Origin of the sequence: Lentzea albida (genome assembly GCF_900111005.1) — a bacterium.
GTDB classification, from domain to species: Bacteria; Actinomycetota; Actinomycetes; order Mycobacteriales; family Pseudonocardiaceae; genus Lentzea; species Lentzea albida.
Genome location: NZ_FOFV01000020.1, coordinates 29,694 through 52,956, shown reverse-complemented (window position 1 = coordinate 52,956; position 23,263 = coordinate 29,694). Strand labels below are relative to the sequence as shown.

The following is a 23,263-nucleotide window of genomic DNA, read 5'->3' as shown; positions in this document are numbered from 1 at the left end:
CGGAACCATGCGAAACCCCCGGCCGGGCGGTGGCGGACACGCGCACCGTTCGACCGGGGGTCCGGGTGAGAGGTTCTAACGCCAGGAAATCAGCGCCGGAAACTGATCTGCAGCGTCGGGGTCGACGTCTCCGCGAAGAAGTCGTTGCCCTTGTCGTCGACGACGACGAACGCGGGGAAGTCCTCGACCTCGATCTTCCAGACCGCCTCCATGCCCAGTTCGGGGTACTCGAGCACCTCGACCTTGCGGATGCAGTCCTGCGCCAGACGGGCCGCCGGGCCGCCGATCGAGCCCAGGTAGAAGCCGCCGTGCGTCGCACACGCGTTGGTGACCTGCTTCGAGCGGTTGCCCTTGGCGAGCATCACCATCGACCCGCCCGCAGCCTGGAACTGCTCGACGTAGGAGTCCATGCGGCCGGCGGTGGTCGGGCCGAACGAACCGGAGGCGTAGCCCTCGGGCGTCTTGGCCGGACCGGCGTAGTAGACCGGGTGGTCCTTCATGTACTGCGGCATGTCCTCGCCGGCGTCGAGGCGTTCCTTGATCTTGGCGTGCGCGATGTCGCGCGCCACGACCAGCGGGCCGGTCAGCGAGACGCGGGTCTTCACCGGCAGCTTGGTGAGGATCTGGCGGATCTCCGCCATCGGGCGGGTCAGGTCGATGTTCACGACCTCGTCGGACAGGTCCTCGCCCTCGATCTCGGGCAGGAACTGCGCCGGGTCGCGCTCCATCTGCTCCAGGAACACGCCGTCGGCGGTGATGCGGGCCTTCGCCTGGCGGTCGGCCGAGCACGACACCGCGATGCCGACCGGCAGGGACGCGCCGTGGCGGGGGAGGCGGATCACGCGCACGTCGTGGCAGAAGTACTTGCCGCCGAACTGCGCGCCGATGCCGAAGTTGCGGGTCAGCTCCAGGACCTGCTGCTCCAGGTCCGTGTCGCGGAACGCGTGGCCCGACGCGGAGCCCTCCGTCGGCAGCGTGTCGAGGTAGCGGGCCGAGGCGAGCTTCGCGACCTTGAGGTTCTGCTCGGCGGACAGTCCGCCGACGACGACGGCGAGGTGGTACGGCGGGCACGCGGCCGTGCCGAGCGAACGCAGCTTCTCGTCCAGGAACGACGCGAGGCGCTTCGGGTTCAGCACCGCCTTCGTCTCCTGGTAGAGGAACGTCTTGTTCGCGCTGCCACCGCCCTTGGCCATGAACAGGAACTCGTACACGGGCTCCTGGCCGGGCTTGTGGAACACCTCGATCTGCGCGGGCAGGTTCGTACCGGTGTTCTTCTCGTCCCAGAACGTCAAGGGAGCCATCTGCGAGTAGCGCAGGTTGAGCTCCTGGTAGGCCTCGTAGACACCGCGGGCCAGCGCCCTCTCGTCGTCACCGCCGGTCAGGACGGTCTCGGAGCGCTTGCCCATGATGATCGCCGTGCCGGTGTCCTGGCACATCGGCAGCACGCCGCCGGAGGAGATGGCCGCGTTGCGCAGCAGGTCCATGGCGACGAAGCGGTCGTTGCCGGACGCCTCGGGGTCGTCGACGATCTTGCGCAGCTGGGCGAGGTGCGACGGGCGCAGCAGGTGCTGGATGTCGCGGATCGCTTCCTTGGCCAGCAGCGTCAGCGTCTCGGGCGCGACTTCCAGGAACTTGCGGTCACCGGCCTCGATCAGCTTCACCCCGTCGGAGGTGACGAGGCGGTACTCGGTCTCGGTGTCCTTCGCGAGCGGCAGGACGTCGGTGTACTCGAAAGTGGTGGGCACGTCGTACACAACTCCAACGGTGTGCAGTTCGGATCAGAAAACCGTACCGCCATCAAACGGGCGTTCCGATGTGATCCCCGACCACCGCGCTGTTCCGTACCCCACAAACGCGGAAGGCCGGGGCGGCCCCCGGCCGTCCCGACCTTCCTTCGCGTGCGACTCCCGGCTCACGACGGGCGACGCGTGGCTCTGGTAACGCCCGACCGTGCCGTGAGTTGAGTCACAAGTCAATACTGCCGGACGGGTGAGTTACGAGGCGTAGGCCCGCAACTTCGCCGCCCGCTCGCCCTGGCGGAGCTTCGACATGACCTCGCGCTCGATCTGGCGCACCCGCTCGCGCGAGAGGCCGAACCGCTTGCCGATCTGGTCGAGCGTGCGCGGCTGGCCGTCCTCGAGGCCGTAGCGCAGCCGGATCACGGCCTGCTCGCGCGGCTCCAGCGTGGCGAGCACACGGCGCAGGTCGTCCTGCAGCAGCCCGGAGATGACGGCGCTCTCGGCGTCGGTGGCGTCCGAGTCCTCGATGAAGTCACCGAGGGGCGCGTCCTCCTCCGTGCCGACCGGCATGTCGAGCGATACCGGGTCACGGGCGTGGTCGAGCAGGTCGGCGACCTTGTCGACGTTGAGGCCGGCCTCCTTCGCCAGTTCCTCGTTCGTCGCCTCGCGGCCGAGCGTCTGGTGCAGGTCGCGCTTGATCCGCGCGAGCTTGTTCACCTGCTCGACGAGGTGGACGGGGAGGCGGATGGTGCGGCCCTGGTCGGCCATGCCGCGGGTGATCGCCTGGCGGATCCACCACGTCGCGTACGTCGAGAACTTGAAGCCCTTGGTGTAGTCGAACTTCTCGACCGCGCGGATCAGACCCAGGTTCCCCTCCTGGATCAGGTCCAGCAGCGGCATGCCGCGGCCGGTGTAGCGCTTGGCCAGGGAGACGACGAGACGCAGGTTCGCCTTGAGCAGGTGGTCCTTGGCGCGGCGGCCGTCGCGGACGAGCGCCCCCAGCTCTTCGCGACGGGTGGGGGTGAGGCGCTTGGCCGTCTCCATGACGTGCTGCGCGAACACACCGGCCTCGATGCGCTTGGCGAGCTCCACCTCCTCCTCGGCCGTGAGGAGCGCGGTCTTGCCGATTCCGTTCAGGTAGACTCGAACGAGGTCAGCTGCTGGACCCTGGGCGTCGAGTTCGTGCTCGACGACGGTGGGCGTGTTCTCTCCGACTTCACGGTCGGAGATCCTCGTGACGGTCATGGATCTCCCTCCCCCTGGTGCGGGCGACGCTGCTGTCGGTCAGGCCTGTGGCTCCTGATCGATCAGTCGCGCGTGGCGGTCAAGGCGGCGCGGCGCTGCGCCCTGGTTGCCGGTTGCGGCGGGCCCGCTCGGGATCCCATCGCTAGCTGGCTGATACCTGGGTAACGAACGCGATTCCGAATTCGTTCCCGACTTCCATGACCTGAAGACGTCACCGCTGTCACAGCGGTTGCGCGACTAATCTGAGAACTGCCTGAGAACCCTTTAGTCAGAGCTCCACGATCACCGTGAACGGGCCGTCGTTCACGCTCCGCACCTTCATCTCGGCCCGGAAACGTCCCGTTTCGACGCGCGCGCCCTTTTGGCGTAGTTCCCGCACCACGGCGTTCACCAAGGGTTCAGCGTGCTCGGGCCGGGCGGCCGCCGTCCAGGACGGACGGCGACCCTTCCGCGTGTCCCCGTACAGGGTGAACTGGCTGACGACCAGCAGTGGAGCACCGGTCGACTCGCACGACCGCTCGTCGTCGAGGATGCGCAGCCCGTGCAGCTTCTGCGCCATTTTGCGGGCGTGGTCGTCGGTGTCGTCGTGGTGGACGCCGAGCAGGACCAGCAATCCGGGCTCGTCGATCGCGCCGACGATCTTCCCCTCGACTTCGACACTCGCCTCTGTGACGCGCGCCACAACCGCTTTCACGCGGGAATCAACATTCCGTGCCGGATGAGATCACGAACGATCGGCAAGGCCGCTTCGGCGTCGATTTCTCCGTAAGCGAACTCGAGCAGCGAGAGCAGGTCCTCGAGCGGCAACGCCCCGTTGCAGCCCGCGACGAGCTTCGCCGTGGCCTCGTCGACCTCGTGCTGCCAGCCGGGCCCGTCCGTGCGGTGCAGGCGCGCGACGACCTTGCGCCAGCCCTCGTCGCCCGGCTCGGACACCTCTTCGAGCAGCACGGTGTCGGCGACCCGGAACCGCTGACCGAGCAGGTCGGGGTTCGCGCGGAGCCACGCGACGTTGTCGAGCCAGCGCGCCGCCTCCGGGCCCAGCGGGTCGTCGTAGGCGTGGCGCAGGTCTTCGCAGATGACCTGTGAGTGCATCTCATCGGTGCGACGGAGTGTCACGTAACCGAAGCCGACGCCCTGGACGTCGTTCTCCTCGAACCAGTCGAGCCACGCCGCGGCCTTCTGGCGGCCCTCGGGGCTGCGCGGGTCGACGCCCGCGTCCTTGAGCCACGTGCCGACGTACAGGGCGGGCTCGGCGATGTCGCGCTGCACGAACCACGCGTCGATGCCGCCCCTGGGCAGCCAGCTGGAGACACGCTCCTCCCAGTCCTCGCCCCTGCGGTGCACCCAGGACGCGAGCAGCTGACCGACGCCGCCCTCGTTGAGGAACGCGGGCAGCTGCCGGATGACCAGCGCCGACGCGTCGTCACCACCGAGGCCGGAGTCGCGGTAGACGAAGTCGACGCGCGGCGGGCCGACGACGAACGGCGGGTTGCACACGACCTGGTCGAACCGCCGGTTGCGGACCGGGCCGAACCACTCGCCCTGCAGCGTCTCGACGTCGAGCTCGTTGATGCGGAACGTGCCCTGGGCGAGCTTCAGCGCGCGCTCGGACAGGTCGGTCGCGGTGATGCGCTCGGCGTGCGTGCTGGCGTGCAGCGCCTGCACGCCGCACCCGGTGCCGAGGTCGAGCAGCGTGCCGACCGGGGTGCGCTTCGTCGCGCGGGCGAGGCTGATGGACGCGTGGCCGACGCCGAGCACGTGGTCCTCGGGGACGGCGCCGCCGCGCACGTCGGAGTCGAGGTCGGCGATGACCCACCAGTTGTCCTCGTACGGCCTGACGTCGAGCCCGGCCCGGAAGTCCCCCGAGGTCCGGCCGGCGGCGACGATCTCGTTCTTGACGGCGTCGTCGACGTCGACGCCCGCCAGCGCGGCGCGGACGTCCTTCTCCGGCTCCTCGTCGCCGAGCAGGAACAGGCGGATCAGCGTGCCGAGCGACCCGGCGTCCTCGCTGGCGCGGCGCGCGGGCTCCGGCTCGCCGCGGCCGAGTGCGGCGTGGGCCTGGGGGCCGAGGGCGTCGACGACGCCGTCAGCGGTGTAACCGGTGTTCAGGAAGGCCTCGCGCAGACGGGCGCACAGGTCTGCAGAAAGATCGGGGTGCACGGGAGGAGATGCTTTCACGCCCCCGGGTTCATCGCGTGACGCGGAGGGCGATGGCCATCGCGAGCCGCTGGTCCGGGTCGTCGAGGGGGAGCGGGGTCACCTCGGCCATCTTCTGCATCCGGTACCGCAGCGTGTTCGGGTGCACGTTGAGCTCCTTCGCCGCCGCCCGCACGTCACCCTGGGCCGCGAGCCACGCCCTCAACGTCGTCGCGTACTGCGTCCCGTACTCGGCGTCGTAGCGCAATATATTGGATATCGGGCCACGGGTCGGGAGGCGTCCCGCGTCCGCGACGGCGGCGAGCCGGTGGAGCAGCACCTGCGCCCACGCGTCGTCGTATACAACCGGTACACCCGTGGAGAGCGCGAGGCATTCGTCGGCCTCCTGCCGTGACGTCGGCAGCTGCGCCGCCTCGGCCGGTCCGCCGATGCCCGCCACCACCTCCGCCTCGGCGGGCAGTTCGCGCACCAGCGACCGCACCCACGCGACGGCGTCGTCGGCGGCGGGGATGACGGTGTAGAGGACGTTGCCGAACAACGCGCTCCGCCCCGGCCGCGACCAGCCGAAGCCGGCCGTGGCGCGCTGGAACGCGAGGACCGCGGCGCCGTGCTCGCCCTCACCCGCGTGGGCCTGCACCGCGATCACCCGCAGGTCGGCCGACGGCAACCCGAGGCGGGCGACGTCGGCGGACTCCGGGTGCTCCAGCAGCCTGATCACCAGATCCGCCTCGGCCTGGCGTTCGAGGTCGGTCGACGCCCGCGACCGCAGCAGGTGCAACGCCGCCGTGCGCGCGCCGTCGACCAACGCGGCGCTGCGGGCCGGGTCCACCGGCCCGGTCACCTCGACCCACACCGATCCGAGCAGCTCGCGGCCGGCGCGCACGGCGGCGACGAGCCGGTTGCCCAGCTGAGGGGTCAGCTTGGGCACGAAGATCGGTTCGTCCGACGACGCGAGGTGCGTGAACACCCCGAACTCGTCCAGCGCCCGCCGCGCTTCCTCCGGCACCCGCCGCCCGAGGATGGTCTGCACGCGGACGGGGTCGACGTCCTCCTGCCGGTAGGAGTAGGCGAGCACGCGGGACTGCTGGTCCTCGATCGTCACCGGCCCGCCGACCACACCCGCGATGACGTCGGCCAGCCCGAACAGGTCGCCCGTGCGCGTACCGCCGTTGACCAGCGTCTGCGTGACGTTCGCGAGCTGGCTCCACGGCACCGACGGGTCGACGAGCAGCACGGCCGCGCCGGACTTCTTGGCCGCGGCGACCACCCGTTCGTCGAGCGGCGGCCTGCCGTGCAGGACGACGGCGGAGGCCGCGGTGGACGACACCAGGCGCGCGGCCGCGGCGACCGAGGGCGTGCCCAGACCGAGGAGCACGTCGCCCGCGGCCGCCGGGGTGTTCTCCGCCGGGTCGTGCAGGGCGACACCGCGGAGTTCGGCGTCGCGGCCCCTCGGTGCGCAGGCCAGATGCGTGCCCAGGCTGCCGAGCACGTCCACGAGCCGATCAAGGGCGACCACTCGCGGATGTTAACCGCCGACCGGCTGTCCCCGCCCTCACTCGGACGTGGGACCATGGAACACCTGGAGGTGGTGTCGTGAGCAGTCCCGACCGGAACGACACCCCGGTGTTGATCACCGAGGCGGCCCCGTCCTACGAAGAACAGCACGCCGCCCGGCGCAAGAAGTACGCGATCATGATGAGTCTGCGCTTCCCGTGCCTCATCCTCGCGGCTCTGTTCGCGCACACCTGGTGGCTCGCCCTGTTCTTCATCGTCCTGTCGGTCCCGCTGCCGTGGATGGCCGTGCTGATCGCGAACGACCGGCCGCCGCGCAAGACCGAGAAGGCGAACCGCTACGAGGTCGAGCGCCGCGCCATCACGCAGAAGAGCACGACCGTCATCGACGGCTAGCCCTTCCGCCTATCGCGGCGGTTGCGCTCCGACGACGCCGACCGCGCGCGAGCCCGCCCGCACGCCGCCGAGGAGCGCGTCGCGCTTGGACGCGCCGTCCAGCCACGCCGCGAGGAAACCCGCGTCGAAGGCGTCGCCCGCGCCCGTTGAGTCGACGCACTCGGTGACTTCAGCGGGGACCGAGATGAGCTCGTCCTCGTCCACCCACGTCGCGCCGTCGGGTCCCGACGTCACCACCACGACACCGACGTGCGACAGCAGCGACTTCGCCGAGGCCGGTTCGGAGGAGCCCGTCAACGCGAGCAGCTCGTCGGCGTTGGGCAGCAGGAAGTCGACACCGCGCACGTCCTCCAGGAACGCCTCGGCCGAGTGGATCAGCACGGCCGCCTGGGGGTCCACGGACGTCGTCCAGCCCGCCTCGTGGGCCGCCCGCAGCACGGCGAGACCCGCGGGACGCGAAGTCGCGTCGAGCAGCACGTAACCGGACAGGTGCAGGTGGCCGCCGGTGCCCGCGAGCAGGCCGGGGTCGAGGTCGGCGGGGGAGAAGCGGGCGTTGGCGCCCCGGTCGGGGAGCATCGAGCGCTGGCCGTCGTCGTCCACGAGCACCACGACGCAGCAGGTCGCGAGGTCGGGGTCGACCGCGAACGCGCACTGCACGCCCGCGGAGGTCAGTTCGGCGTGCACCTGGCGGCCCGCCGAGTCGGCGCCCACGCGGGCGACCAGGACCGGGGACGCACCGCACGCGGCCAGCCACACGGCCGTGTTCGCGCCGGCGCCGCCCGGCTCGATGGTGACCTTCGCGCGCACGTCACCGCCGTGGGCGATGGGGCCGGAGTGGCGGGCCACCACGTCGAGGCCCGCGTCCCCGACGACGACCACAGGCCTCATCGGGCCAGCTCACCGGAGAGCGCGACTGCGGTGGCGGCGGCCACGGAGGCGTTGTTGACGACCAGTTCCTCGTTGGCGTCGAGGCTGACGCCCTCACTCGCGGTGTGGAAGTGCTCGAGCAGGACGGGGCTGACGTCCTTGCCGCGCACGTCCTGGTCGACCAGCTTCTGCAGGCCCTCGGCGAGCAGCCGGTCGTGCAGGCCCGCGTCCATCTCGAACGCGGCGGGGATCGGGTTCACCAGCAGCATGCCGCGACCACCGGCCGCGAACACGGCGGCGGCCTCGGCCGGGTTCTCCACGCGCCACGGCACGTCGAACTCCGACTCGCGGCGGTAGAAGGCCGGGAAGCGGGACGTCTGGTAGCCCACGACCGGCACCGACCGGGTCTCGAGGACCTCCAGCGTCGCGCCCATGTCGAGGATCGACTTCACGCCCGAGCAGACGATCAGCACCGGCGTCGTCGCCACGACGTCGAGGTCGGCGGACACGTCCCACGTCTCGCGCGCCCCGCGGTGCACCCCTCCGAGACCACCGGTCGCGAACACCCGGATGCCCGCCTGGTGGGCGAGCGCCGTGGTCGACGCCACGGTCGTCGCGCCGCTGCGACCCAGCGCGTACGCGGCCCCGAGGTCGCGCAACGACAGCTTCACGAGGTCGCCGGAGGTGCAGACGCGGTCGAGCTGGGCCGAGGAGAGCCCGATGTGCGGCACACCGTCGAGCACGGCGATCGTGGCGGGAACGGCACCGGCCTCCCGCACCACCTTCTCGAGGCGCGCGGCGACGGTCAGGTTGCGCGGCGCGGGCAGGCCGTGGGACAGGATGGTGCTCTCGAGAGCGACGACCGGCCGGTTCTCGGCCAGGGCGGCGGCAACTTCGTCAGCGATCTGCAGCGTGGTCACGAGGGGACATCATCCCAGGTACCCTGGGCGCGTGAGCACCCAGACTCTCCCCGAGGTCGACGTACGACCGGACGAGACCGACCAGTCTTCGGACGACACCCCGAAGATGTTCCACTACGTGCGCAAGGCGAAGATCGCTGAGAGCGCCGTGATGGGCACGCACGTGGTCGCGCTGTGCGGCGAGGTCTTCCCGGTCACGCGGTCACCGAAGCCCGGTTCCCCGGTGTGCCCGGACTGCAAGAAGATCTACGAGAGCCTGCCGCCCGGCGGCGACGGCGACTGAGCCACACCCCAGAACCGCACCGACGGCCGCGCCCGGTGCCTCGACCTGACTCGAGGCACCGGGCGCGGCTGTCTCAGTTCGCTGTCGCGGCGACGTCAGCGATGCGTGAGCGAAGTGTGAGCTGCCCCGGTTAGCTTTCGCGCGCACTCCCGCCTCGGGAGGGTGACAACCGCAAACTGGGGGGAACGCGTTGAGATACGCGTGGTTCAGCGCTGCGCACAGACGCACGCGTAGACAGATCTGCCTGCTGCTCGTCGTGGCCCTTGTGCTCTCGGTCGTGTCGGGAGCCGAGTTACCGCCGTCACTGTCCGGCACGTTCCCCCTGGGTGCGTCGACCACTCCGCCCCAGCAGCAGACCGGTACCGCCGAAGGCTCCACCCACGAAGCCACCTCGGACTCCACCCGCGCCAGGAACGCCCTCGCGAAGCGCGACCAGCCGAGGCCCGCGAACGCGGTCGCCGACCAGCCCGTCCCTCTGCCCGAGGTGAGCAGGTCCTCGCCCGAACGCCAGAAGGTCACCCCGAAGGTCGAACAGCCGGCCTCCCTCGACGGTATCGACCCGAACGCCACCGAACGTCCGCAGGACCGCACCGACACGACGCGGACGTTCGACAACCCCGATGGCACCCACACCGTCCGCGTGCACAACGAGCAGGTGAACGTCCGCCAGTCCGACGGCACCTACCTTCCGGTCGATCTCGCGCTCGTGCCGTCGGAGGGCCGGCTCAAACCGAAGAACAGCCCCGCGGACACCACCATCGCGACCACGAGCGCCCGCGGCGACCTCGTTCGCCTCGCGTTCGGCCCCGACCACCGACTCACCTACGGACTGCGTGACGCCGCCGAAGTGCGCGGCGAGGTCGACGGAGCCCAGGTCACCTACCGCGCCGTGCGGCCTGAGGTCGACCTGCGCCTGACCGCGACCCGCACAGGCGTGAAGGAAGACCTCGTGCTGGCCTCGGCCGGCGCACCCACCTCGTTCTCGTTCACCCTCACGACCGAACGCCTGCAGCCCAGGCTCACGAGCGCGGGTGATGTCGAACTCGTGGACGGCGACCGCGTCGTCGCCATGCTGCCCGCCGGGTTCATGGACGACGCGGCGGGTGTCCGTTCCCGCGACGTCCGCTACGCGCTGGACAAGGCCGGCGACCGCACCTGGACGCTGCGCATGGACCTCGACCAGGCATGGCTCTTCGACTCGCAGCGCGTCTTCCCGGTCACGGTGGATCCCACCGTGGGCACCTTCAACACCAGCCTCGACGACACGTACGTGCAGCCGGGCTCGCCCAGCGGCCACTCCTCCGAGGTCAACCTGATCGCCGGGGCCGTCGGCGACGGGCGTGGCATCGGCCGCGCGTACCTGCACTTCCCGCTGCCCGCGGCGCTGTCCAACAAGTACGTCGTCGGCGCATCGCTGGCACTGAACAACTCCGACCCGTCCTGCACCCAGTACCCCTTCACGGCGTTCGAGGTGACCCAGTCCTGGACGGGGACGGGCATCAGCTGGCCCGGTGCCGCCGTCGGGCAGGCGCTCGGCACCGGATCTCTCGGTTCGTGCGCCAACAACCGCTGGTCCGCCATCCCGCTCAACCGCGAGGTCATGACCAGCTGGACGCACAACCGCGCCCTCGCCAACGGCATCAGCGTGCGCGCCAGCAACGAGGCCAACGGCACCGGTCACCGGTTCGCCTCCGCCAACGCCGCCGCGGTCAACACCCCGTACCTCGACGTCCGCTACTCCGACGAGGGCGCGTCGTTCGAGGTCGCCGAGGTGCTGCTGCCGACGGCCAACCGCGCCGGTTCGATCAAGGCCAAGGTCACCAACCTCGGCTCGTCGACCTGGACGCCGGGCAACGGCTTCAAGTTCGGCTTCAACGTCCGGCGCGCGTCCGACAACGCGTTCGTCCGCACCGAGTCGTTCGCGCCGGCGATCTCCATCGCGCCGACGCAGACCGGCACGTTCGAGGTGCCGATCAGCCCGCTGAACCCGGACGAGTACCGGCTCGAGCTGACCATGTTCACGCCGGGCGGCGCGAACTTCCGCGACGCGCACGAGGTTCCGTTCGGAGTCGCGAGCATCAAGGTCAGCAACGTCCCGCCGATGTCGAACAACCAGCAGCCCGGCACCGGCGCGGTCGTCGAGACGAACACCCCCACGCTGTACGCGGACCCGGTGGACGACGACAACTGGCCGGGCAAGGGGTTCAACTACAAGTTCCGGATCTGCACCGACGCGGCGCTGACCGCGGACTGCCAGGAATCGGACTGGACGGCTCAGTCGTGGGCGCCGGCGGCGTTGCGCTGGCACAAGACCTACTACTGGAGCGTCAAGGTCCACGACACCGTCGACGCCACTCCGGACTGGGTCGGAGCGCGGGGCGTCGGCCCGCTCGCGATCACCACGCGCGTGGCGCAGCCGCAGATCACCTCACACCTCGCGGGCAGCCCGGACAGCGTCCAGGGACCCGGACTCGACGCGGGGATCGGCAACTACTCCACGGTCGTCACCGACGCGACCGTCGCCACGGCCGGCCCCGACCTCACGATCACCCGCACCTACAATAGCCTCGACCCCCGGCGCGACACGGCGTTCGGCGTCGGCTGGGCCTCCCGGCTCGACATGCGGCTCAAGGCGGACGACGACGGCTCCGAGAACGTGGTCGTCACGTACCCGACGGGCAGGCAGGTCCGGTTCGGCAAGAACCCGGGCGGTGACAACACCTTCAGCTCGCCGCTCGGTGACAGCACCGACCTCGTCCTCTCGACGGCGACCGGCATCTACACCCTGCGCGACAACTCCGGCTCGAAGTGGGAGTTCGACATCCTCGGCAGGCTCGCGAGGATCACCGACCCCGCCGGACTGGTCCAGACGCTCGACTACAACTCGGGTGACCGTCCCAGCACGATCACGAGCAGCACGAGCAACCGCGCTCTCACGCTCACCTGGCAGGGCACGCACGTCACCAAGGTGACAACCCAGGCGCCCGAGGCCGGCGGGGCGCAGCTGGAGTGGACCTACAGCTACACCGGTGACCGGATGACCTCGGCCTGCGTGCCCGGCGCCGCGCCGAACTGCACCGACTACGAGCACACCCAGGGCAACCACTACCGCAGCACCGTCGTCGACGACAACCCGAAGGCCTACTGGCGGCTCGGCGAGACCTCCGGCACCGCGTTCGCGAACGTCATGGCCCGCAGGCCCGGCCAGAACTCGGCCGCGATGACCGGTGTCGTGCTCGGCGGCGACGGCGCACTCGGTGGCACGACGGACAAGGCCGCGACCTTCGACGGTGTCAGCAGTTACGCGACGCTGCCCGACGACATGACGACCGCGACGATGTCGGCCTCGGTCGAGCTGTGGTTCAAGACCACCTCGCACGGCACTCTGATCAGCTACTCGGACAAGGCGTTCCCCCCGGCCGACCCCGGCGCCACCAAATCGACGCCACTGCTCTACGTCGGCACCGACGGCCTGCTGTACGGCGGATTCACGCTGCGGGACAACGGCGGTGCCCGACAGATCGTCAGCGGCAACACGGTCAACGACGACCAGTGGCACCACGTCGTGCTGTCGGCCGCGATCAACAAGCAGACGATGTACCTCGACGGCGTGAAGGTCGGCGACGACCTCAACGGTTACGTCGACCACCGCAAGCAGGGCAAGTACACCCTCGGTGCCGGCCACACGAAGGACTGGCCCGCCACCAACGGCGGCAACCACTTCTTCGCCGGCGCCATCGACGAGGTCGCCGTCTACACGAGGCCGCTCGGCTCGCTCGCCGCGGCGGCGCACTTCGGGGCGCGGTCCGCGATCGACGAGCTGACCGCCGTCAAGCTGCCCCAGGACGCCCGCCAGTTCGTCAAGCTGACCTACGACAACGTCAACGACCGCGTCAAGACGATGGTCGACCACGTCGGCCGCACCTGGACGATGGACGTCCCCCAGGTGCTCGACTCGACGCGCACGACCGTGCTGCGCGGTCCCGCCAACCACGGTGACTGGACCTACCGGTCGGACATCGACAACGGTGGTCGCCTCCAGTCTCGCGTCCACAGAGGACGAACGGTCTCGTTCGAGTACAACACGGCGGGCTTCCGGTCCGCGCTGGTCGACGAGAACGGCAAGCGGTCGGAGTTCACCACCGACGACCGCGGCAACGTGCTGAGCAACAAGACCTGTCGCGCCGCCGGCTCGTGCAACACGACCTACTTCACCTACGTGACGGGCACCAACGCGCTCGACCCCAGGGGTGACAAGGTCGAGTCCATCTCGGATGGACGATCGACGGACGCCAACGACACCCGCTACCGCCGGACCTACCAGTACGACAGCGTGGGCAGGCTGCTGAAGACGACCTACCCGCTGCCGGACGGGTTCACCGTCGCCCCGGTCGAGACCAACACCTATTCCACCGGGAACGAGCAGGCGGTGGGCGGTGGCCTCGTGCCGGCCGGGCTGCTCGTGAAATCCGTCGGCCGCCGCGGCGACGAGACGGTGTTCTCGTACCGCTCCAACGGTGATCTCGCCACGCAGGTCTCGCCGTCGAAGCTGCACACGAGGTTCACCTACGACGCCATCGGGAGGCAGAAGACCGTCACCACCGCCAACCCCGGCGGCGCGGTCTTCGGCACCACGACCTACGAGTACACGCCGCGGTCGCAGATCGCCAAGGTCACCGAACCGGCCGTGGTGAACCCGTTGACCGGCATCACGCACACCAAGGTCACCACGAACCAGTACGACGGCAACGGCAACGTCGTCGAAGCCGTGGTCTCCGACCTGACGCCGGTGCTGCAGGGCGGTGACGCCGCGCGCGTCACGAAGCAGTTCTACGACGCCAACGACCGCCTGGTCCGCACCGAGTTCCCCGACGGAGGCGTTGAGCGAACCGAGTACCTCGACGACACCCTGACCGAGGTCGCGACCGACGTCCGGGGCACCGTCTGGACCACCCGTTCCGACGAGGAAGGCCGGATCCTCTCGCGCAGCACGAGTGGCGTGGGCGTCGACCCGCTCAACCCCCAGGCGACCAGTCTCGCGGTCGAGTTCAACTCCTACGATCCGGTGGGTCGGCTCTCCGCGACGACCGACGCCATGGGCCGCACCAGGAAGTACACCTACTACGACGACGGTCTGCTCGCGTCCACACAGCTGCAGGGCTGTGTCCGGCCGAACGGTCCGTGCGACCCGGTTTTGGAGGACCGTGTCTACGACCCGGCCGGCAACCTGGTCGAACAGGTCGTCACGGGCGGTCGCAAGACCGTGCAGACGTTCGACGCGGCCGGTTTCCTCACGAAGGCCACCTTCGACCCTGACGGGCTGAACCGGAGCATCACCTACCAGCGGGACGCGGCAGGGCTACCGACCAGGACGGAACGCCGCGGTGCCGCAGACCCGAACCGCGTAGAGACGACCGTCAACACCTACGACACGGCCGGCGAGTTCAAGAGCGAGGACGCGTTCCTCAACGTCGGCGCGGCACTGACGACATCGGTCGACCGCGACGAGCGAGGACTGGTCGTCAAGCTCACCAACCGCCGTCAGCTCTCGACGTCCTTCACCTACAACGCCGCTGGCGAGCTCGTGAACACGGTCAACCCGCCCACCGAGGTGTGGGTCGCCGGCACCGCGACGCAGAACTTCGCGGCGACGGAGACGTTGGGACGCAACGCCTTCGGTGAGGTCACGCACGCACGTGACGCTGCGGGTGGAGTCTCGACGACCAAGTACGACTCGATGGGCCGGGTGGTCGAGGTCGCGTACCCGTCCTACACGGCGCCCGGAGGCACGCCGGTCACACCGACCGCTCGCACCGAGTACAACTTCGCGGGCGACGTGACCAAGACGATCAACGCCCTGGACCGCGTCACCACCAACACCCACGACCCGTACGGCCGCGTCCGCACGACGACTCTGCCGCAGGTCGGCGCGACCCCGACCACGCTGGAACAACGCTACGACCGAGTCGGTCAGCTGCTGACGTCGATCGATCCGCTGAAGGCCGAGATCCGCTACACCTACGACGAGCTCGGCCGGAAGCTGACGACGACCGAGACCGACACGTCGTCGGGCTCGATGCTCTTCTACACCTCGCAGATGTCGTACGACATCGCTGGCAACCTCCTCGAATCGAAGACACCCCAGGGCTTCGCGACGAAGCACACCTACAACAAGGCTGGCGAGGTCCTCAGCACGACCGACCCGACGGGTGTGACGACGGAGTACGGCTACGACATCGCCGGACGGGTCACCACCACGACAGACCCGGCGAAGGTCGTCTCCTCGACGACCTACGACCTGCTGGGCCGGCCGACCGCGACCGCGCACCTCGTGGGTGGGGTGAAGAAGCGGGAGTGGGCGACCACCTACCACCCGAGTGACCAGGTCGCGACGGTGACGACGCCGGAAGGTCGCGTCACCAGGTACGAGTACGACGAGCGCGACAGACTCGACGAGCAGGTGGAGAAGGTCGACGCGACGAAGTCGATCACGACGTCGTTCGGCTACGACAAGCTCGGCAACCGCAGCCGGTTCGTCGACGGCAACAGCCGCGCGACCACCTACACCTACAACTCGACGGGGCTGCCGGAGTCGATCGTCGAACCGCCGACGCCCGACCACCCCAACACGGCCGACCGAACCTGGACGACCAGCTACGACAGGGGTGGCCAGGCGGTGAAGCTCGTCAAGCCGGGTGGCGTCACGGTCGTCCGCGAGTACGACGAGCAGGGCAGGCTCACGACCGAGCGCGGCACCGGGGCCGAGACAACGACCGCCGATCGAACCGTCGGCTACGACAAGGCCGGACGGACCACCAGCGTCAGCGGCCCTCGTGGGGTGAGCACCTACCGCTACGACGACCGGGGCAACCTCCTCGAGTCAGCGGGCCCCGCGGGTGCCGCGACGTACACCTACAACGGCGACGGTACGCTCGCGACGCGCACCGACGTCACCGGCACCGCCACCTTCGGGTACGACAACGCGGGCCGGATGACCAGCGTCGTGGACCCCGTCACCGGCCGCACCGCCGACTACGGCTACGACGAGGCCGGCCGGGTGTCGCTGATCAGCGACCGCACCGTGGCGAACCGGATCAACCGGCGCATCGGCTACGACGAGCTCGGCCGCAAGAGCACAGACCAGGTCCAGCAGATGATCGACGTCGGCCTGCCGCCGCGCGTCGTCACCGGTACCGACTACGGCTACGACCGCGACGACAAGATGACGTCGAAGTCCGCGCCGGGTGCCGCGAACACCTACACCTACGACGGCGCGGGCCGGCTGAGCACCTGGAAGGACAACGCCGGCACCGTCACCTCCTACGGGTGGGACGACGCGGGCAACCGCACGTCCGCGGGTGGCCAGACCTTCACCTACGACGAGCGCAACCGGCTCAAGTCGGGCGGCGGTTCGACCTACACCTACAGCGCCCGCGGCACGCTGGCCTCGACCACGACGAACGGCACCACGAACACCTCGGCGTTCGACGCGTTCGACCAGCTCACCGCAAGCGGTGCCGCTCGTTACAGCTACGACGCGGTGGGCCGGGTCGCCGACCGCAACGGCACACGGTTCCAGTACGCGGGCCTGAGCAACGAGGCCGTCACCGACGGCAGCAGGCAGATCAGCCGCCTGCCCGACGGAACCCCGTTCTCCGACAGGTCCGCGACCGGCTCCGGCAGGATGCTCTTCGCGGACCAGCACGGTGACGTGATCAGCCGGTACCTGGGCGGCAGCGTCGACGGCAAGCGCGCGCTCGACCCGTTCGGCAAGACCGTCTCCTCCTCCGGTGACGTCTCGCCGATCGGCTACCAGGGTGACTGGACCGACGCCGACACCGGCGCGGTCAACATGACCGCGCGCTGGTACTCGCCCGGCACCGGGCAGTTCCAGAGCCGTGACCCGCTGGAGGTGAACCCGAGCCCGTCCGCGGCCGGCAACCGCTACGCCTACGGCAACAACGACCCGGTCGGTCACACCGACCCGACCGGTCACAACCCGGCGGTCTGCGGCCTCGGTGCCTTCGCGGGACCAGCCGCACCGGCCGCTGTCGGTGGCTGCCTGATCGTCGCCTTCGCGGCCGTGGGTGTCGCCGCCATCATCGCGTCCAACACGCGGGCGCCGTCCATCTCGTGGCCTTCGGTCAGCACACAGTCGCGCCCGGAGCAGCGCAACTGCAGGCGGCGCCATTGCGGCAACGAAATGGAGCGGTCCGTCTGCCGCAGCGCGGCCGAGTGCGACCTGCCGTCGTTCTTCCCAGGACGGGTGACGTTGCCCAGACCGCCGGCTCCGAACTCGCCGGTGCCGCCTTCCACCACGGGGATCGGGAACCCCTACCAGGTCGTTCTGCCTCCGCCTCCGCCCGCGTGGATCGTCAACGCCCTCAACCCGTGGGCTCGGTCGGCAGCCGGCAGCCACGTCAGGTACACCACCAACGACGTCGCCCTGATGGTCAACGAACTGTTCGACAAGAACTACTCCTACATGGAGGGGTCGAAACGGATCACCCGGGAGGAAGCGGCGGCGAACGCCGCGCAGGCGAATCGCACCAGCGGCGACTTCTGCAAGAGCATCGGCCTGCTCGCCGACCAGCCGATCTACGCACCGATGGAGGACATCAAGGACTTCACGGGCCCGACCTACCACGGGATCAAACCGAAGGACGCGAAGAGGGCGACCGGCGGTGCGGTGTGTCTGGAAACCCTTCCCGCCGAGCGAGTGTCGCTGAAGACGAAGAAGCCGGCGGGATGGGTCCACGAGGACGCGCACGGCAACAAGATGCACAGCGGTCACCTGGTCGGCGACAAGCTGCGCGGAGCGAACCAACTGGACAACCTGGTTCCTCAGTGGCAGCACCCGAACTCTCCGCACCAGAGGAGCATCGAGAGGTCCATCAAGAACCGAGTTCTGGCAGGCGAGAACGTGTACCTGCATGTGACCGCGAAATACGCCGATCCGGAGGACGCGATTCCGCAGTCCACTACCCTGGTCGCCATCGGCAGCAAGGGTTTCTATTGTGTCGCCACTATCGACAACATTCCAGGGAAGAATCCCAATGCTCCCAAGTGCTGAAAGGCTGCGAACCCTGTTCCGCAGACCGTCCCAGAATCTGACCACACTTTCGTGGGAGATGGTCGAGGGGCGCCTCGGGTTCGCTTTCCCGAGTGACTTCAAGGAGATCGCGTCGACATTCGGCAGCGGGGTCTTCCACCACTACGTCTTCATGCTCGCGCCAGCGCAGAACGAGTCGTCCTTCAGCTCCTACGTCATGGAGTCCGAGGACACGCTGGAGGTTGGGAGGCTCAGGGAGACGCTGCCGCACGCGCTCTTCCCCGTGTCCGGGGGTTTGATCCCGTGGGCCTACGCGGGCGATGCCTGCACGGTGTTCTGGCGCACCGACCGAGGCGGCCCGGATGATTGGACGATCGTCGCCTGCGACGAGCAATTCCTCCGGTGGGAAGAGTTTGAGGGAACTGCTTCGGACTACCTCGCCGAGTTGTTTTCGGGGAGTCTTCGGAGTGAACTGTTCGAATTCGAACCAGAGGATCCGCTGACGTTCTACGCGCAGCCCGGAAAAGTGACTGAGGCATGGTCGAACCGGCCGGAGACGGCCGGACCTGAGGGGAACCGAGAATGAGAAGAACCAGACGCGTGGCCGTCGCGGCCGCGTGCCTCACGCTGGGAGTCGCCGGGGCGGTCTCGCCCGTGCAGGCGGCCCCCGGCAACGGCGCCAGACCGGACGTCGTCAACTCTGCGAGGCACGTCGTCGGGAGCCAGGACGTCGCCAAGGACGCCCAGGGCCGCATGATCGTCTACGTCGAGGGCGCGCAGGAGTCGTCGCTGCGGGCCGCCGTCGCGAAGGCCGGCGGCGTGGTGGCCGACGCCGACGCGGGGCGGGTCAAGGCGGTCGTGCCGCAGGACAAGCTCGACGTCGTGGCGAGCCAGGCCGGCGTGACCGAGGTCCGGCTGCCCGACCGGGCGGTGCCGATGGGTGTCACGTCCGAGGGTGTGGTGCCGTCGCGCGCGAACGAGTGGATCTCCGCCGGCAAGACGGGCGCCGGCGTCAAGGTCGGCATCATCGACGTCGGTTTCGGCGACCTGGCCGCGTCCCAGGCGGCGGGTGAGCTGCCGGCGACCGGCCCGCAGCTGGCCTACCGGGACGCGGGCTGCCTCGACGCGACCACGAAGTCCGTGCACGGCACGAACGTCGCCGAGACCGTGCACGACATGGCACCCGGTGCCGAGCTCTACCTCGCGTGCGTCGAGGACAGCGTGAGCTTCTCCGCCGCGGCGGACTGGATGGACCAGCAGGGCGTCAAGATCATCTCCTCGGCGGTCGGCTTCCTCAGCCCGTCCGGTGGCCGCGGCGACGGCAGCGGCCCGCAGGACAGCCCCGCGGACGTGGTCAAGCGCAGCCGCGCCAAGGGCGTGCTGTGGAACGTCGCCGCGGGCAACCTGGCCCGCACGCACTTCGCGGGCACGCCGGTCGTCACCGGCGACACCAGGTGGGTCAAGTTCCGCAACGACACCCAGTTCAACCAGATCATCCTCAGCGCGAACCAGTCCGCGACGATCAGCATCCGCTGGGACGCCTGGCCGACGACGAACGAGGACCTCGACCTCTACGTCATGGACCAGATGATCGCGCCGGACGCGCCCAACGCACCCGCACCCAGGAAGGTGTCGCTGCGGTCGCAGAAGGACGCGCAGGGCGGGCTCTCACCGACCGAAGAGGTGCAGATCAGCAACACCGCCGCGTCGAGCCGGCCGTTCTACGTCTACGTCAAGAACAACAACGCCCGGTTCACCACGCCGTTCGAGCTGTTCGTGGCGGGTCCGGAGCAGATCCAGTACTGGACCGAGGCGGGCAGCATCACCGAGCCGGCCACGTCCCCGCACGTGCTCGCGGTCGGCGCCACCCAGCCCGGCAGCGGCCAGGTCGAGGACTTCAGCGGCCGCGGCCCGACGATCGACGGCAGGACCAAGCCCGACATCATCGGCTTCGACCGGACGAGCACGTCGATGTGGCCCGCCCCGGACTTCCGGGGCACCTCGGCGGCGACCGCGCACGTCGCCGGCGCGGCGGCGCTGCTCAAGTCCGCGAACCCCGCGCTCGACGCGACGCAGCTCCAGTCCGCCCTGCAGGGCAGGGCGGTGCGCCCGGCCAACGCCGACCCGAACACGTGGGGCAGCGGCGTGCTCAACGTCGGTGCGGCGACCAACGTGCCCACAGCCCCCGCAGGCTCCAAGTACACGGCCGACCCGGTACCGACGCGCACGGTCGCCGGCCAGGTCTTCGCGGCCGGTGAGACCAGGACGATCCCGTTCTCCTCGCTGCCGAGCGAGTCGACCGCGGTCGCGATCACGGTGTCGGTGAGGGCGAACCAGGACAGCATCGGCGAGTTCGGCCTCGAGATCGCGCAGGGCGACCCGGCGGTGCTCGGCGGCAAGGTGCCCACGATCTACGGGCGCGGCGAGAACTCGTGGACGTGGACGACGATGACGCTCTTCGCCCCGCTCGACGGCGCCCGGTCGATCAAAATGCGCAACCGCGGCAACGGCCCGGTCGTCGTCGTGGTCGAACGGCTCGGCTACTTCCACCCGAACGGCGTGAGCACGTTCACGGCGCTGAAGGAGCCCGCCAGGGTGCTCGACACGCGCGGCTTCCCGGTCGTGACCGGTGGAAGCACCCGCAAGACGCCCCTCATCGGTGCCAACGACACCGAGAAGACCGTGGACGTCCCGGTCCGCGGTGTCGGCCAGGTCCCGACCACCGCGACCTCGGTTGTCGTGAACCTCACCGGGTTCGAGGCCACGCAGGTGCAGTTCCTGGTCGTGCACGCCGGTGGGACGTCCGTTCCGGTGACGACGTCGCTGGTGCTCGGCCCCGGTGAACGGCGGAGCAACCTCGTCGTCGTCCCGATCGGCGCGGACGGCAAGATCCGGCTCACCAACACGAGCAGCGGCTACACCGCCGGCGCCGCGCTGGACGTCGTCGGCTGGTTCGCCGACGGCGACTCCGGCGCCCGGTACGTTCCGTTCGGCGATGTCGGCCGTGTCGCGGACACGGCCACCGGCAACGGCGTGCCCAAGGCGTTGATCGGGCACGGGCAGAGCGCCGCGTTCCAGGTGACCGGCACCGCGGGGATCCCGGACTCGGCGACGACGGCGGCCATGGTGCTGACCGGTCGCGACGACAACCTCGGCACCGAGCTCAGCGCGGTGTCGAAGGAGGTCGGCTGGCTTCCGGCGAGCCAGGTGAGCACGCGCAAGGCGGAACCCGCCTCCGGGCTCGCGCTCGTGCCGCTCGGGAGCAGCGGTGAGGTCCGCGTCCGCAACGAACGCGGGCAGACGAAGCTCAGCGCCGACGTCACCGGCTACTTCGTCGGCAGCGCGAAGGTCACCGGCCCGGCATCGGACACCTGCGTCACCGCGGCGGACGAGCCGGGCTTCACCAGCATCCTCGACGGGCGGTCCGAGTCCGACCTCGCGGGCTGGCGGTCCACCGGCACCAAGATGACGGCGGACAGGTGCGAGGCGGTCACCGCCAACACCAGCGACGTCAACTGGTACACGGCGCACACCTACAACAGCGACTACACGCTGAAGGTCGACTGGAAGGCGACCACGAACAACTCCGACTCCGGCGTGTTCGTCGGCATCACCAACCCCGGCACCAACGCCGCGGCCCCCGGCCAGAGCGGGTACGAGATCAACATCGGGCCCACGGGCGCGACGGGCACGATGCAGACCGGTGGCGTCGTCGGGATCAAGCCGCCGTTGACGACCACGGCCGTCAAGCCGGTCAACCAGTGGAACACCTTCAAGTTCGTGTTCCGCTGGAACACCGTCACGGTGTACCTCAACGACACCCTGGTGAACGAGCACGGCTTCTCGGACGCGACGGCGGCGAGCAGGAACACGTTCATCGGCCTGCAGAACGACAACACCGGTGACCCGGTGCGCTTCCGCAACGTGCGGATCAAGCGGGACACGCCGGTGCTGTCGGGTGTGGTGAAGAACTCCGGTGGCCGGTGCCTCGACATGTTCAACGCCGATCCCAACCAGTCGGTCGTCGAGCTGTTCACCTGCCACGGCGGCTTCGCCCAGGTGTGGACGATGCACGGCGGTCTGGTCCTCGCGGGCGGCAGGTGCCTGCGGGCGGCCGGCACCACCGACGGCACCGAGGCGGTTCTCGGCGGCTGCGCGGGTGACGACTTCCAGCAGTGGACGCTGCGGGGCGACAACCGGCTGGTCCACCGGCAGTCCGGGCGGTGCCTCACGCCCCGGTCCAACACCGATCTGGCCCGGCTCGAACTGCGTGCCTGCAACCTCGGTGACGCGTCCCAGACCTGGGTCGTGCCCGAGGCCAACGGCGGCAGGGTCGGTCAGATCGTCGCGCCGGTCGGCAAGTGCATCGACATCTTCAACTCCGACGTGACGCAGAACAGGATCGGTGTCCACCCGTGCCACGGCGGGCTGAACCAGTCCTGGGTCATGACCGGCGACGGCACCGTGCGGGGCTCCGGCAAGTGCCTCAACATCGCCTCGAACACCCCGGGCGAGGGCAGCGCCGTGAACGTCGCGGACTGCAACGGCTCGCAGCACCAGCAGTGGCTCGCCCAGCAGGAGGGCACGCTGGTCAACCCGTTGACCGGCCGCTGCCTGGCGTCGGCGGGCGGGGAGTTCGCACCGCTGCTGATCTCCACCTGCAACGGCACCCCTGCGCAGAGCTTCCGGCTGAGCTCGCAGGTCGTCTCGGTGGGCCAGGTCGTGGGTCTCGCGACGAAGTGCGTCGACGTGTTCGGAGGCACCACCAGCGGCAAGGTCAACCTGCACACGTGTGTGGGCTCGTCCGCGCACAACTGGTGGTCCACCGGTGACGGCACCCTGAGGGCGCTGGGCTCGTGCCTCGACATCCAGAGCACGGCCAACGCGGCGCTGACCGTCCTGGCGGGCTGCCGGGGTGACGGCGGGCAGATCTGGTCCGCGCGCCACGATGGCACGATCGTGAACCCGATGTCGAACAGGTGTCTCGACGTCTTCGGTGCGTTGCCGGATGACGGGACGCAGATCATCATCGGTGACTGCCACGGCGGTCCGAACCAGCGGTGGGCGACGCCGGTCAACCCGAGCTGACGCA

12 protein-coding genes are annotated in these 23,263 nt (G+C 69.6%); 5 read left to right on the top strand and 7 right to left on the bottom strand.

The annotated features are described in order from the left end of the window. Nucleotides 1-89 precede the first annotated feature (89 nt). The 5 genes from BMY74_RS36335 to BMY74_RS36315 all read right to left on the bottom strand — a co-directional run bounded on the left by BMY74_RS36335 (nucleotide 90) and on the right by BMY74_RS36315 (nucleotide 6,657). Nucleotides 90-1,754 carry a fumarate hydratase gene (locus BMY74_RS36335; RefSeq protein WP_425434888.1) on the bottom strand — a complete coding sequence of 555 codons (1,665 nt, stop codon included), beginning with the start codon at nucleotides 1,752-1,754 and terminating at the stop codon, nucleotides 90-92. A 240-nt stretch (nucleotides 1,755-1,994) separates the two neighbouring features. Continuing rightward, a complete protein-coding gene (locus BMY74_RS36330; protein ID WP_089924027.1) occupies nucleotides 1,995-2,984 on the bottom strand; it encodes a sigma-70 family RNA polymerase sigma factor in 990 nt (329 codons plus the stop codon). 268 nt (nucleotides 2,985-3,252) lie between these two features. Further along, nucleotides 3,253-3,678, bottom strand: coding sequence for a D-aminoacyl-tRNA deacylase (gene dtd / locus BMY74_RS36325; protein WP_089924024.1), 426 nt, complete (start codon nucleotides 3,676-3,678; stop codon nucleotides 3,253-3,255). Continuing rightward, nucleotides 3,675-5,144, bottom strand: coding sequence for a DUF7782 domain-containing protein (locus tag BMY74_RS36320; protein WP_089924021.1), 1,470 nt, complete (start codon nucleotides 5,142-5,144; stop codon nucleotides 3,675-3,677). The genes dtd and BMY74_RS36320 overlap by 4 nt, the downstream gene beginning before the upstream one ends. A 28-nt stretch (nucleotides 5,145-5,172) precedes the next feature. Then, nucleotides 5,173-6,657 (bottom strand): PucR family transcriptional regulator, encoded by a 1,485-nt coding sequence (locus BMY74_RS36315; protein ID WP_089924017.1) that lies wholly within the window; start codon nucleotides 6,655-6,657, stop codon nucleotides 5,173-5,175. A 77-nt stretch (nucleotides 6,658-6,734) separates the two neighbouring features. Between BMY74_RS36315 and BMY74_RS36310 the strand changes: the two genes are divergently transcribed. Next, nucleotides 6,735-7,049 (top strand): DUF3099 domain-containing protein, encoded by a 315-nt coding sequence (locus tag BMY74_RS36310; RefSeq protein WP_089924014.1) that lies wholly within the window; start codon nucleotides 6,735-6,737, stop codon nucleotides 7,047-7,049. A gap of 9 nt (nucleotides 7,050-7,058) precedes the next feature. Here BMY74_RS36310 and BMY74_RS36305 read toward each other — a convergent pair whose 3' ends face one another. Next, complete coding sequence (locus BMY74_RS36305; protein ID WP_089924009.1) at nucleotides 7,059-7,937, bottom strand: carbohydrate kinase family protein; 879 nt, start codon at nucleotides 7,935-7,937, stop codon at nucleotides 7,059-7,061. Beyond that, nucleotides 7,934-8,836 (bottom strand): pseudouridine-5'-phosphate glycosidase, encoded by a 903-nt coding sequence (locus BMY74_RS36300; RefSeq protein WP_089924005.1) that lies wholly within the window; start codon nucleotides 8,834-8,836, stop codon nucleotides 7,934-7,936. The genes BMY74_RS36305 and BMY74_RS36300 overlap by 4 nt, the downstream gene beginning before the upstream one ends. A 31-nt stretch (nucleotides 8,837-8,867) precedes the next feature. Between BMY74_RS36300 and BMY74_RS36295 the strand changes: the two genes are divergently transcribed. From BMY74_RS36295 to BMY74_RS36280, 4 genes are all read left to right on the top strand, one after another. Then, nucleotides 8,868-9,119, top strand: a complete 252-nt coding sequence (locus BMY74_RS36295) for a DUF3039 domain-containing protein (protein ID WP_089923999.1) — start codon at nucleotides 8,868-8,870, stop codon at nucleotides 9,117-9,119. Between the two features lie 256 nt (nucleotides 9,120-9,375). After that, nucleotides 9,376-18,192: an RHS repeat-associated core domain-containing protein gene (locus BMY74_RS36290; protein ID WP_143091848.1), complete on the top strand. Its 8,817-nt coding sequence runs from the start codon at nucleotides 9,376-9,378 to the stop codon at nucleotides 18,190-18,192. A gap of 58 nt (nucleotides 18,193-18,250) precedes the next feature. Then, nucleotides 18,251-18,757: a hypothetical protein gene (locus tag BMY74_RS36285; RefSeq protein ID WP_089923993.1), complete on the top strand. Its 507-nt coding sequence runs from the start codon at nucleotides 18,251-18,253 to the stop codon at nucleotides 18,755-18,757. Next, entirely contained in the window at nucleotides 18,754-23,259 is a 4,506-nt protein-coding gene (locus tag BMY74_RS36280) for a ricin-type beta-trefoil lectin domain protein (RefSeq protein ID WP_143091847.1), read from the top strand. Before BMY74_RS36285 ends, BMY74_RS36280 begins: the two co-directional genes overlap by 4 nt. Nucleotides 23,260-23,263 lie beyond the last annotated feature (4 nt).